The sequence below is a fragment of the Autumnicola aciditolerans genome, assembly GCF_041679265.1.
Taxonomy (GTDB): domain Bacteria; phylum Bacteroidota; class Bacteroidia; order Flavobacteriales; family Flavobacteriaceae; genus Autumnicola.
In genome coordinates, this window is sequence record NZ_JBGFSM010000001.1 from 38,281 (window position 1) to 51,629 (window position 13,349).

Genomic DNA, 13,349 nt, shown 5'->3' on the forward strand with positions numbered 1-13,349 from the left:
CTCATTAACTTAATCAATAATCATCATGCAAAACATTACCAAAAAATTAATCTTTCCGCTTCTCTTCATCATTTTTGTTACAGGATCCAGGGCACAAACCCATCTCTATGAAAACCCAAACTTTGATGAAATCGCCAAAGAGCATAAATTAATTGCTATTTTGCCCTTTAGTGCAAAGGTAAGCCTACGGCCCAAACAAATGAAAGAAATTTCAGCCGAACAATTGGCCGAAATGGAAAAAAGCGAAGGAAATGCCATCCAGAATGCCATGTATTCCTGGTTTTTAAAACGCAAAACCCGTGGTAAGCTCTTAATTGATATTCAGGATCCAAAGCGTACAAATGCCATTCTGGCCAAAAATGAAATCACCAATATTGCTACTTTTACTCCCGAAGAACTTGCTAAAATTCTGGAAGTAGATGCGGTTATTGGTGGAAATTTTGAAACCGATAAGCCTATGTCTGATGGTGCTTCTATCGCCCTTGGGGTACTGGTAGGGTTCTGGGGAGCTACTAATTCAGCTACAATTAATATGAGTGTAAATAATGCTGTTGATGGCGAGTTGCTCTGGAATTACAACAAACGCGTGGTAGGAAGCCTTGGCAGCAGTACCGACGGTCTAATTAATACTCTTATGCGCAAAGCTTCAAGAAGGCTGGCATACACTAAATAAATTATGGTAAAGCCTCACCAACAACATTGGTGAGGCTTTATTAATAATAACAATCATAAACCTGCTAAGCATTCATAATTTTCTCCTGGTGGTTTATGGATTCCTGGTGCACGGCTTTAAAAAGGCGTAAAATAAATTCTTCGCTTAACCCGTGTTGCTCTCCTTCCAGCACCATTTTCCCTAAAATTTCATTCCATCTTTTAGTTTGAAGAACTGAAACATTCTGTGCCTTTTTCACTTTCCCAATTTCTTCGGAAACTTTCATCCTTTTGGATAGCAATTCTATTAACTGGTTATCGGCAACATCAATCTGCGCTCTCAGGTTATTCAGCTTATTCTGAAATTCTTCACTCTCCGAAATCTCTTTTCTGATTTTTAAATCTTTCATAATCTGAACAAGTGTTGCGGGGGTGATCTGCTGTTTTGCGTCGCTCCAGGCCTCATCTGGAGTATGGTGCGTTTCCACCATTAATCCGTCATAATTTAAATCCAGCGCGGTCTGGCAGAGGTCAAAAATAATGTCGCGGCGCCCTGCGATGTGTGAAGGATCAAGGATTAGCGGAAGATCAGGAAATTTATTCTGAAGCTCAATAGCGATCTGCCATTCCGGATTGTTACGGTATTTGGTTTTTTCATAAGCCGAAAAACCGCGGTGAATCACACCAAGATTTTTAATATCTGCGGTATAAAAACGCTCTACAGCACCCAGCCAAAGGGAAAGGTCCGGATTTACCGGATTTTTGATCAGTACCACTTTATCGGTGCCTTTAAGCGCATCGGCAATTTCCTGGACAATAAAAGGAGAAACCGTGGTGCGTGCTCCAATCCAGAGAATATCCACATCATTTTCCAGCGCCAGGTCTACATGCGCGGTATTGGCAACTTCAGTGGTGGTTAGCATTCCGGTTTCTTCCTTGGCTTTTTTCAGCCATTTTAAACCAAGTGCGCCAACACCTTCAAAATTTCCCGGCCTCGTTCTTGGCTTCCAGATTCCCGCCCTCAATACCGTAGCATCGGTATCTTTAAGCTGATGCGCGATTTTTAAAACCTGGTCTTCGGTTTCGGCGCTGCAGGGGCCGGCGATCACAAGGGGATGTTCCAACCCAAAATTGTCCAGCCAGTTTCTAAGTTCTTTCCTGTTTTCCATTTCAATTAATTTAAGTAGTATTAGTTAATTCCGTTTAAAATTGATTTTATATGGTTTGTTCTTTCCATTTCTTTATAAACCTCTTCAAAATTGTCCTTTTCAATAAGGTTCTTAAACTCGGTAAGATTTTGAATATATTCATTTAAAGTCTCCAAAACATTCTCTTTATTTTGCTGAAAAATGGGCGACCACATGGCCGGAGAACTTTTCGCCAGCCTTACCGTTGAAGCAAATCCACTGCCGGCCAGGTCAAAAATATCCCTTTCATTTTTCTCTTTTTCCAGCACCGTTTTCCCCAGCATAAAGGAGCTGATGTGCGATAAGTGCGAAACATAAGCGATGTGGCGGTCGTGGGATTCAGGATCCATATACCTGATGCGCATGCCCAGTTTGCTGAAGATTTCCATCGCTTTTTCCTGAAGTTTAAAGGCGGTTTTTTCCACTTCGCAAATAATATTGGTTTTCCCGCGGAAAAGATTTGGAATAGCCGCCTCGGGGCCGGAATATTCGGTACCTGAAATAGGATGCGCCGCCAGAAAATTTCTCCTTTTTGGATGAGCTGAAACCGCCGCGCATAATTTCGATTTTGTAGAACCGGCATCAATCACCAGTGTATTTTCCCCAATTTTATCCAGCACTTGTTTGGTGACCTCAATACTGGCATCTACCGGCACGGCCACAAAAACCACCTCGGCATTTTGTAGATCGGCCATCAGCGCCGGTTTGTCAATAAGCTTTAATTCTTTGGCTTTTTTAAGATGAGCCTCACTGGCATCTATCCCAAAAATTTCAGCGTCAGGAAAATTGGCTTTTACATCCAGTGCAAAAGAACCGCCTATCAATCCTATTCCTATAACATAAACTTTCATCTATTAATATTTCAAATTTCAGCTGAACAAGCGAACTAAGGTTTAATCTTTCCCTGTGTGGCCATTTTTGTGTCCGGCATCATGCTGGTTCATTTTTTCACCCGTTTTATGGCTGCGTCTATATTTTCTTCAGCGGTACATAACGAAAACCTGATGTAACCTTCTCCCTGGCTCCCAAAAATAAATCCCGGCGCGGTAAAAATATCATGCTTGTGCAACAGCTCGTCTACAAACCCTTCTGAAGTTTTTCCTTGCGGCACTTTTGCCCAAACAAACATTCCCTGCTGGCCTTTTTCTGGCACACACTCTATAGCCGCGGCAAGTTCCAAAACTTTATTTTTACGGCTTTTGTAGATCTCGTTTTGATCTTTAAACCATTTTTTATCCATCTTTAAAGCCTCGGCTGCGCCGGCCTGCAAAGGAAAAAACATCCCGCTGTCCATATTGGTCTTCACCTTCAGGATGGTATTGATGTTTTTCTCGCTTCCGCACACCATTCCAATCCGCCAGCCGGCCATATTAAAACTTTTGCTGAGGGAATTGAGTTCCAGCACCACTTCTTTGGCTCCTTCAGTTTTTAAAATACTCTGCGGATCATCATTCAGAATAAAACTATAGGGATTGTCATTAACGATTAAAATCTCATGTTTTTTGGCAAAAGAGATCAGTTCCCCAAAAAATTCCTGGTTCGCCGAAGCACCCGTAGGCATATGCGGATAATTTACCCACATCAGCTTCACCTTGCTCAAATCTTTTTCTGCCAGATCTTTCAAATTTGGGAGCCAGCCGCCTTCGGCATTCAAGTCATAATAAATCGCTTCGGCTTCCACTAAATTAGTAACCGAAGAATACGTGGGATAACCGGGGTTGGGAATTAAAACCTGGTCTCCTGCGTTTAAAAAAGCCATGGAGATATGAGTAATCCCCTCCTTACTTCCCATTAAAGGCAAAATTTCAGTTTCGGCATTTAAGGAAACGGAATAATGGTTCTTGTAGAAATCACGAATGGCATTCCTGAATTCGGCAGTCCCCTTATAAGGCTGGTATTGATGTGCTCCGGGATTGGCCAGGGCTTCATTTAGTTTGGAGATCACCTGCTGTGGCGGGGCCAGGTCTGGGCTACCAATCCCCAGATTGATGATGGGTTTTCCCGCTGCCTCCAGCGCCCGTACTTCCCGTAATTTGCTGGAAAAATAATATTCCTGCACGTTGTTTAATCTTCTTGCCTGTGGTACCATTACAAACTGTTTTTATAAGTCCCGAAAATTGTTAGCTGTTCCGTCATCACTTTAAGGATTTCCATCGCTTTTTCAAATTCTTCATATTCTTCAAAAATCACATCAATAAAAAATGAATATTTCCAGGGGGTTTCTATTATCGGCATACTCTGGATTTTCGTCATATCCAGGTTAAAATCCCTGATAATATTAAGAACCGAAACCAGGCTGCCGCGCTTGCTTTCCAATTCAAATTTTAGAGACGCCTTGTCTATTTTTTCGCCATTCGGCTCCTTCTTTTTCATACTTAAAATAAGGAACCTGGTAGCATTGCTTTTCTTGGTGTGGATGCTCTCAGCCAGGGTTTCCAGTTCAAAAATATCGGCAGCCACTTTGCTGGCCACAGCGCCAACATGTTTTAACTGCTGTTCATGAATTCGCTTTGCCACTTCCGCAGTATCGGCATCCTCTATAAGCTTTATATGTGGATACTTTTTAAAGAATTCCTTGCACTGCAACAAAGCCATGGGATGTGAAAATACTTTCTTGATCTTCTCGATGCGCTGCCCGGGCAGCGCCATCAGGTTCATATCAATAGGAATATAATGTTCACCGATCACCTTCACTTTATTTTCATCTATCATGGCGTAATTTGGCAAAATAGAACCCGCAATAGAATTTTCTATAGCCATCACCGCTTCATCTGCTTCACCCGAGACCAGCGCTGCTACAAGCTCTCTAAAAGACATGCATTCCAGCACTTTTACATTTTCATGGTAATATTCCTGTGCTACCAAATGATGAAAGGAACCCTGAATTCCCTGAATCGCTATTTTTTTATCCATTTAAAACTGCTCTAAAAAAAAAGTCCCGATTTTAGATCGAGACTTTTATATAATTTCAGCGTATTTAATTACATAGCACTCCCGATCTTATCTCTGGTATAGAAATAAAAATAATAGAATGCGTTCCAGGTAATCAAATTGCTCATTGTTTCATTGTTACAGGGCTAAAATAATATTAATTTCAGAATAATAGCTGCTTTTAAAGTGTTTTTTACGCTTTTTACTGAATCCTTTTCAGGACTCGCTTTTTGTAAAAAAAATCCTAAAATTAAGCTTTTTCATCCTCCTTTTATTCCGAATAATTTAAAGCCATTACTCAGAATTAGTATCCCATTCGGGTACGGTTAAGGAAAAGATGGCGGAGGACATAGATTTCTCAGCCAACTTATTTCAAATTGAATTCTTAAATAACAATTTTTACACTTACCGGCTATTTACCTTGAAATGTTGTGGGTAAATTAACTGTTATCTGGATCTTTTAATTTTATTTGGTTCTTGTCGTGTAGCAAAAACATCGGCGACTTTTATAAATCTATCTTTTTCGTCTACCGAATAAATTATTTTGTAGTGTTTAAAAACCAGATATCTATACGAAATTTGTCTTTCTTTGAGAAGTTTTTCTTTCTACCCAATAAATGGATCTTTTTCTAACCTTAAAGATTCTGTTAGTAAACCATGAACTATTTCTATCGTGATCCTTTCATTAGCTGTGTTGAGATAGTATTCAAAAATTTCATCAAGTCGATTTTCTGCAAATTCTGACCAAATTACTTCAAAATCCATTATTTATACTTAGATATTAATTCAGAAGCCTTTTTAAAACCATTGTTTTTAAAGTCAGATTCAGAATGGTCTATCCGCCTGTTCAATTCTTTTTTAGTCATTGGTTGTATTTCATTTTCCATGTCATTTCTTTTCTCTTTTTCCAATACTTTTTCTAATCGGGAAATAGCTTCCTCACTTTGAAGTTCTAAAAATTCTTGAACAAATTCTAATTTTCTTGAGTTTAAATCCATTGAATAAACCTTTTACCAAAAATACAAAATGTAATTTATTCCTTCTATTTCTATTGGATTTTTGTACAGCTTGTTACCAACAGCTTAAAAAGGAATTAATAAATCCTTATTTTTGAAGAAAACAGCCAAATGTCTATTTCAGCAGAAGGAATTTCTAAATATTACGGGGAACAAAAAGCCCTGGACCAGGTTTCATTTTCTATTGAAAAAGGTGAAATTGTGGGTTTTTTAGGGCCGAATGGTGCAGGAAAATCCACACTTATGAAAATACTCACCGGTTATTTGCCTGCTTCGGAAGGAAAAGCTTCAGTTAACGGAATTCCGCTGAATGAGGATATTCATCAAATTCAGAAGGGAATTGGCTATCTGCCGGAACATAATCCATTGTACCCTGAAATGTACGTGAGGGAATATCTGGCTTTTAATGCCAATATCTATAAAATAGACAAAAAGAGAATTGAAGAGGTTATTGAGCTTACCCGCCTTACGCCTGAAGCAAACAAGAAAATTGAACAGCTTTCCAAAGGTTACCGGCAGCGCGTTGGCCTGGCTTCCGCATTGTTGCATGATCCAGAAGTGCTTATTTTAGATGAACCCACCACAGGACTGGACCCAAACCAGCTCGTGGAAATACGGAATCTCATCCGCAACATCGGGAAAAACAAAACCATTTTTCTTTCCACCCATATTATGCAGGAAGTGGAAGCCATTTGCGAAAGAGTGATTATTATTGATCACGGAAAGGTGGTGGCCGACAAAAAAATGGCCGACCTCCGGGATGAAAATGAACAAATAATTGTGGTGGAATTTGATTACCGCATTGAAGAAGTGGCTTTGCAGGAAATCCCTCATCTTTTGAATGTTAGAAATACCGGTGGCTTTATGTATGAGCTGACTTTTGATACGGAAAAAGACATGCGCCCGGCAGTTTTTGACTTTGCACATGATAACGGATTAAAAACGCTTCAGCTAAACCGAAAAACTAAAAACCTCGAAAGCCTGTTTGCTGAATTGACAATCCCCCCAACCCGCTAAGGGGGAGTTTCATAGAAAAGGCTGCTAAAAAGAAGAAATGTGGTGTGTCTCCTCGAGCGCAGTCGAGAGGTAGGTTTAATAATAAATAGTTCTCTACTGCCCCGAACGCACACGAATATTACTTTCAAACATCCTTTTAAAATTCCTTTCGGGGATTTAGGGGAGAAAAATTAGTTTACCTTCATAAAATTCTTCCACATCTACTTCCGCAGGGCGATTTATGCAAATTACATCCCCAAAACTGCGGATTTCACCAACAATTGATTGCTGAGGATTCAGGATCATTTTATTGGTACCTCGGTGAAAAATTTCATAATGCTGAACAATTAAATCTTCAGCCTCCAGCCTGCCATCCCCGGCGGCAAAGAACACGTTCATATTTTCAACTTCTCCTGATAGGAAATAATTGGAATACTGGTCGTTGGTAATGCGCAGGTTGTCCACATCCAGGTTCAGCTTAAAATCGCCCACGGTAAGAATTTCAGGATCTTCTTCCTGATTGTAGGAGCGCAGCCATAAATTGTCAAATTTCAGCACGCCAATACTTTCAATGCTACTGCCGCTGCTGTTCTGCAGCCAGGAAAGATCAGGAACGGTAACATAAACCTTGGTAACTTCATAATCCCGGAACAAATTGCAGGAATTGTTGTTTTTAATCATCAGCCTTCCATTTTCCACCTCAACCGAAACCTCATCCCGCAAATTCTTCCCGGTTTCCACCACCACTTTTTGCTCCGCCCCCTGCTGAATTAATAATTTCACCCGTTGATACACTATAATTTCATCAAAAGCCGGCAGCGCAACTTCATCCTTTACAATTTCGCCTGCACTTTTAAAACAGGTTACCGCCTCTTCGGGAGAACACCCTAAAAAGCTAAATATGAGCAATAGTATGTAAAGCAACTTTTTCATAAACGATAGCCTAAAGTAAATTCCACAGCTTCGGCATTGGCACCATGCGAGCGCACCGTGGCAGAAATCCACCAGTCCTCATTTATTTTCCTGCCCAGGCCTATCCGGTTATATAACTGGTCCACATATTCGGTATAAGGATAATACACATAATAACCCAGCTGAGTGATCACCGAAAGTTTATTGAAATTTAGCTGGTGGCCCACAAAAATTCCCAGCCGTTTGGCATCTTCGTCTCCCGTAGTATGTCCGGCAGGAAAAGCCACCGACTGATATTCTATATACTCCTCGAGGGCTTTGGAATAGAAAAATTCGGCCCCGGCCTGGAGGGTACTTTTTCGGTTTAAAATTTTATCAGCAAAAACAGCGGCGGTAAAAAAAGGATAATGGGCAGAGCCAATCACGCCCATGGTGTTCACTCCGCCCCGCAGCGCGAAATTAAGATGTACAGGTTCGGTATATTTTAGATCCCCAGGCTGCTTCGGGATGTATGCTGGAATTTTTTCATGGTCCAGCGTATAATTCATCCCAATATTAAAAGCGAAAGTATTGGTACTGGAATTGGGGGATTTAAAGTCGGCATTGGAATAATGCAAAAGCGACACCCCGGCCTGGATTCCGAAGCCATTAAAAATATTCTCCCTGCGGTAATTCCCCATTAAATAAGTGGAACTTAAGATTCGGGAACCATAGGCGTTATTCTGATAATTTTCCTCGGCATCATAAGGATTGGACGCATAGGCCAGCCCCTGCCCCACCCGCAGCATCAGGTTTCGGTTTAAAAAATAAAAATTAAGGTGCGCGTAAAGTCCGTAATTCTGCCCCAGGTGTTCATTTTTCAAATCCTGATAAGTAAAGGAATATCCCACATCCGGATAATTATACCGGCGTTCCCACTCCTTAGCTCCAAAAGTTTTCTTCTGAAAACTTAAAATAAGGCCCGTAGGATGGCCTGTAATAAGATGTGCGATATCCGGACTATGCTGAATGATTGTTCCGTAGAAATAACTGGCTTCAAGAGAATAAATTTTTGAATTTTTCTCCTGCGCATTAATCAATCCGAAACACAAAATAAGCAGGTAGGGGGCGATTCTACTCATACCGCAAAGCTAAACTTTTTAAGCAGAAAAATTTCCTGTGCCAACCTCTAAAATATTGCCGAGGCTATTTGCTGGATATTGGAACTTTTCCCCATAGAATAATAATGCAGCACCGGCACACCGCCATTCATAAGTTCTTTGGATTGCTGAATGCACCACTCCACGCCAACCTGCCGCACTTCAGCATTAGTGTTACATTTCTCCACTTCCAGGATCAGCTCTTCAGGTAAATCTATACGAAAAACCTGCGGCAGTAGCTGCAGATGACGCTTTGTAGCAATGGGTTTTATGCCAGGAATAATAGGCACATTTATGCCGGCTTTGCGGGCATCTTCCACAAATTTGAAAAACTTGGAATTATCAAAAAACATCTGGGTCACAATATAATCTGCTCCTTTATCTACTTTCTCTTTCAGCCGCCTGAGATCTGATTTTAAAGAAGGGGCTTCAAGGTGTTTTTCAGGATATCCGGCCACTCCCACGCAAAAATCCGATTTATGATCGGCCTCGATAACATCGTGCAGATATTTGCCATTATTGAGATCCTGGATTTGCTCCACCAGTTCGCAGGCATAATTATTCCCTCCTTCCGAAGGCTCAAAATATTTCTGATGGCTCATGGCATCGCCTCTCAGCGCCATCACATTTTCAATTCCAAGGTAGTGGCAATCTACCAGTAGATACTCAGTTTCCTGTTTGGTAAATCCCCCACATAAAACGTGCGGCACCGTATCTACATTGTATTTATGCTTTATGGCAGCACAAATTCCCACGGTTCCAGGGCGCATACGGGTAATTTGCCGGTCCAGAAGCCCGTCCCGCTCCACATATACATATTCTTCGCGGGAGGTGGTCACATCAATAAACGGTGGATTAAACTCCATGAGCGGATCTATATTATCATATAATTCCTGAATGTTTTTCCCCTTTTTAGGCGGGATAATCTCAAAGGAAAAAAGTGTTTTGCCGTTGGCTTTTTTAATGTGTTCTGTGACTTTCATGTAAACCGTTAATTCTTTTTATTTGGGCGTTGCCTGGCGGCCCGGGCTTTCCGCTTTATCTTTTTTAGGGTACTGCGCTTCGCTTCGTACCCTAAAAAAGGATGCCGCTGCAATCCCTAACGCATTTTAGCTGTAAGCTTTAAATTTAAATTTTCTATTAATTGTAATTCAAATATTCCTTAAGCTGAATTTATTCAGCTTTTCTATAATTCCGAAACAAGCCCCCTCACGCCAGGCAGGTTCAGATTAGCAAATTATTTTTTAAGTCCTGCCAAATTTTAAAAACCTGGAGGGACTTTACCATATTTTCTCCCGTAGGGCATACAAGTTTTTTGAAACCTTGCAGGTCTACTGATTACTCACTACTAAATACTATTTACTCATCAGCAATATTTGGATTTAGCCATTTTTCGGCTTTTTTAAAACTGATGCCTTTTCTTTTTGCAAAATCCTTCACCTGGTCTTCCTTAATCTTCCCCAATCCAAAATAACGGGCTTCGGGATTAGCGAAATAATAGCCGCTTACACTGGCCGCCGGCCACATGGCCAGGCTTTCGGTTAATTTTACATCAATATTTTCTTCAACTTTCAACAAATCCCAGATTGTTAATTTTTCCAGGTGATCAGGGCAGGCCGGGTAACCCGGCGCAGGCCGAATCCCTTTATATTCTTCTTTGATCAAATCTTCATTGGTAAGATTTTCTTCCGAAGCATATCCCCAATCCTCCTTTCTTACTTTTTTATGAAGATATTCCGCAAAAGCTTCCGCTAAACGATCGGCCAGGGCCTTGATCATAATCGAATTATAATCGTCGTGGTTTTTTTCAAATTCCGCAGCGATTTCTGCTGTTCCAAAACCGGTGGTCACACAGAAAAAACCTAAATAGTCCTGAATTCCGCTTTCTTTTGGCGCTATAAAATCGGCCAGGGCGAAATTTGGCTTTTCGCCATGCTTTTTAAGCTGCTGACGCAGCGTCCTAAAAAGTTTTGTTCTTTCTTCAGAACCTTCTTCATAACGGACTTCAATATCATCATCATTCACCGTATTAGCTTCAAAAAGGCCAAATATCGCCTTTGCTTTCAATAGTTTTTCATCCAGGATTCTTTTTAGCAAAGCCTGGGCATCGTTAAAAAGAATTTGCGCCTGCTCCCCTACTTTTTCATCCTTTAAAATATTTGGATACCGGCCGTGCAAATCCCAGCTTCTAAAGAATGGGGACCAGTCTATGTAATCTTTCAATTTCTCCAACTCGAAATCTTCGATCACCTGGACTCCCAGCTTTTTCGGCTTGATAATTTCAGTATTATTCCAGTCAATCTTAAACTTGTTCGCCCGTGCTTCTTCAATACTCAGGAAAGATTTTACTTTGCTGCGCTTCTTGAAATTCGCGCGGAATTTATCATATTCAGCCTTAAGGTCACTTTTATATTTTTCACGGGTGGCCTCCTTCAGCAAATCCCCAACCACGGTAACGGCACGGGAAGCGTCATTCACATGCGCGACGGCGTGCTTGTATTGGGGGTCAATTTTTACAGCAGTATGGGCTTTAGAAGTCGTGGCACCGCCAATAAGCAACGGAACCTCAAAATTCTGCCGCTGCATTTCCTTCGCCAGGAAAACCATTTCATCGAGCGACGGGGTGATCAATCCGCTTAAACCTATGGCATCTACATTTTCAGCCTTGGCGGTTTCTATGATCTTTTCAGGAGGCACCATGACGCCCAAATCTATAATTTCATAATTATTACAACCCAGCACAACACTCACAATATTTTTACCAATATCGTGTACATCTCCTTTTACGGTGGCCATTAAAACTTTTCCAGCCCCCCCCGCCCCCGATGGGGGTGCTTTTTTCAGCTCAAGCAGAATTTTCTTCTGCACATCATCAATATCGCTTATTAGTCTTTCATTACTAAAGCGGATAACCCGAAAACCCTGCTCGTTGAGCCACTTTGTTCTTTCTTCATCACTTTTTTTATGCTCCGGATGCTGATGGATTAATCCGTCCACTTCTATAATCAAATGCTCCTTGAGGCAAACAAAATCTGCTATATAGCTACCAATAATATGCTGCCGGCGGAATTTATAGCCTTCAAGTTTTTTATTACTAAGAACATTCCATAATACGCGCTCCGCTTCAGTAGATTTCCCATAGCGCATCGTTTGGGCAAACTTCTTCATCCTACCATAAAGCGCCGGCTCTGCGGTGCGCCAGTACTGCTCCCCCTTCGGGGGTTGGGGGACCTGATTCTTTTTTGCTTCCTCAATATATGGCAGTAGGTACGCAACAGCTTTTTTCATTACCCGCGCTGACTTTACCACCTGCGGCAGGAACATTTTTCCGCTTCCAAAAAGATCACCCACCACATTCATCCCAATCATCAGGTGACCTTCAATTACCTCTATGGGTTTATCGGCTTCCAGTCTTGCGGCTTCAACATCTTCAATAATATAAGCATCTACTCCTTTTACCAAAGCGTGCGTAATCCTTTCCTGCAGCGGCTTTTCCCTCCAGGACAGGTCTACTTTACTCTCTTTAGCCGTGCCCACTACATTTTCAGCAAAATCGAGTAGTCTTTCTGTGGCATCTTCCCTTCTATCCAGAATTACATCTTCCACGTGCTCTAAAAGATCCTTAGGAATTTCGTCATATACCTCGAGCATAGAAGGGTTCACGATCCCAATATTCATCCCGGCTTTAATCGCGTGATATAGAAAAACGGAATGCATGGCCTCCCGCACCGGGTTATTCCCACGGAAAGAAAAAGAGACATTACTCACACCCCCGCTTACACTGCAATGGGGTAGATTTTCCTTTACCCAGCGCGTGCCTTCAATAAAATCGATCGCGTTGCGCTTATGCTCATCCATGCCGGTGCCCACCGGGAAAATATTTAAATCGAAAATGATATCTTCCGGAGGGAATTTTACTTTATTGACCAAAAGATCATAAGAGCGTTTGGCAATTTCTATGCGCCGCTCATAATTATCGGCCTGGCCTTTTTCATCAAAAGCCATTACGATTACAGCAGCGCCGTAACGTTTAATTTTTTTTGCATGATTTATAAATTCTTCTTCTCCTTCTTTTAAACTAATGGAGTTCACCACGCATTTCCCCTGCACTACCTGCAGGCCGGCCTCGATAATTTCCCATTTTGAACTGTCTATCATAATAGGCACCCGGGCAATATCGGGTTCAGCGACTACCAGGTTCAGGAATTTTACCATGGCCTCTTTGCCTTCAATAAGGCCGTCATCCATATTAATATCGATAATCTGTGCACCGTTATCTACCTGTTCACGGGCCACCTCCAGTGCTTCATCATAATTTTCTTCTTTGATAAGCCTAAGAAATTTTCTGGAACCCGCAACGTTGGTACGTTCCCCCACATTCACAAAATTGCTTTCCTGGGTGATCACCAAGGGTTCCAGTCCCGATAGTTTAAGAGGACGAATAGCCCCTCCCGGCCTCCCGAGAGGAGAGGAGTCTTTTTCCTTTATTTTTTCTGAATTAATCTCTTCTAACATGC

12 protein-coding genes are annotated in these 13,349 nt (G+C 41.5%); 2 read left to right on the plus strand and 10 right to left on the minus strand.

All coding sequences use genetic code 11. The features are described 5' to 3' along the window. The first annotated feature begins 25 nt into the window (after positions 1–25). The gene (locus AB8M93_RS00200) at positions 26–673 is read left to right on the plus strand and encodes a hypothetical protein (RefSeq protein ID WP_373055494.1); all 648 of its coding nucleotides are present in this window, start codon (positions 26–28) and stop codon (positions 671–673) included. Positions 674–737: 64 nt separating this feature from the next. Here AB8M93_RS00200 and AB8M93_RS00205 read toward each other — a convergent pair whose 3' ends face one another. The 6 genes from AB8M93_RS00205 to AB8M93_RS00230 all read right to left on the minus strand — a co-directional run bounded on the left by AB8M93_RS00205 (position 738) and on the right by AB8M93_RS00230 (position 5,767). Continuing rightward, complete coding sequence (locus tag AB8M93_RS00205) at positions 738–1,820, minus strand: chorismate mutase (protein ID WP_373055495.1); 1,083 nt, start codon at positions 1,818–1,820, stop codon at positions 738–740. 20 nt (positions 1,821–1,840) lie between these two features. Then, a complete protein-coding gene (locus tag AB8M93_RS00210; protein ID WP_373055496.1) occupies positions 1,841–2,689 on the minus strand; it encodes a prephenate dehydrogenase in 849 nt (282 codons plus the stop codon). An 89-nt stretch (positions 2,690–2,778) separates the two neighbouring features. Further along, the gene (locus AB8M93_RS00215; RefSeq protein ID WP_373055497.1) at positions 2,779–3,927 is read right to left on the minus strand and encodes a pyridoxal phosphate-dependent aminotransferase; all 1,149 of its coding nucleotides are present in this window, start codon (positions 3,925–3,927) and stop codon (positions 2,779–2,781) included. Next, positions 3,927–4,751, minus strand: a complete 825-nt coding sequence (locus tag AB8M93_RS00220) for a prephenate dehydratase (RefSeq protein WP_373055499.1) — start codon at positions 4,749–4,751, stop codon at positions 3,927–3,929. Before AB8M93_RS00220 ends, AB8M93_RS00215 begins: the two co-directional genes overlap by 1 nt. Before the next feature lie 624 nt (positions 4,752–5,375). Then, a complete protein-coding gene (locus tag AB8M93_RS00225) occupies positions 5,376–5,534 on the minus strand; it encodes a hypothetical protein (RefSeq protein WP_373055501.1) in 159 nt (52 codons plus the stop codon). Then, entirely contained in the window at positions 5,534–5,767 is a 234-nt protein-coding gene (locus AB8M93_RS00230; RefSeq protein ID WP_373055502.1) for a hypothetical protein, read from the minus strand. Before AB8M93_RS00230 ends, AB8M93_RS00225 begins: the two co-directional genes overlap by 1 nt. 129 nt (positions 5,768–5,896) lie before the next feature. Between AB8M93_RS00230 and gldA the strand changes: the two genes are divergently transcribed. After that, a complete protein-coding gene (gene gldA, locus AB8M93_RS00235) occupies positions 5,897–6,802 on the plus strand; it encodes a gliding motility-associated ABC transporter ATP-binding subunit GldA (RefSeq protein WP_373055503.1) in 906 nt (301 codons plus the stop codon). Positions 6,803–6,958: 156 nt separating this feature from the next. Here the strand turns inward: gldA and AB8M93_RS00240 are convergent, their stop codons facing one another. The 4 genes from AB8M93_RS00240 to AB8M93_RS00255 form a co-directional block, all read right to left on the minus strand. After that, positions 6,959–7,714: a head GIN domain-containing protein gene (locus tag AB8M93_RS00240; RefSeq protein ID WP_373055505.1), complete on the minus strand. Its 756-nt coding sequence runs from the start codon at positions 7,712–7,714 to the stop codon at positions 6,959–6,961. Beyond that, positions 7,711–8,814 carry an acyloxyacyl hydrolase gene (locus AB8M93_RS00245; protein WP_373055506.1) on the minus strand — a complete coding sequence of 368 codons (1,104 nt, stop codon included), beginning with the start codon at positions 8,812–8,814 and terminating at the stop codon, positions 7,711–7,713. The genes AB8M93_RS00240 and AB8M93_RS00245 overlap by 4 nt, the downstream gene beginning before the upstream one ends. Positions 8,815–8,861: 47 nt before the next feature. Further along, positions 8,862–9,815: a methylenetetrahydrofolate reductase [NAD(P)H] gene (metF, locus tag AB8M93_RS00250; RefSeq protein ID WP_373055508.1), complete on the minus strand. Its 954-nt coding sequence runs from the start codon at positions 9,813–9,815 to the stop codon at positions 8,862–8,864. A 376-nt stretch (positions 9,816–10,191) separates the two neighbouring features. Further along, entirely contained in the window at positions 10,192–13,347 is a 3,156-nt protein-coding gene (locus tag AB8M93_RS00255; protein ID WP_373055895.1) for a vitamin B12 dependent-methionine synthase activation domain-containing protein, read from the minus strand. Between the last annotated feature and the right edge of the window lie 2 nt (positions 13,348–13,349).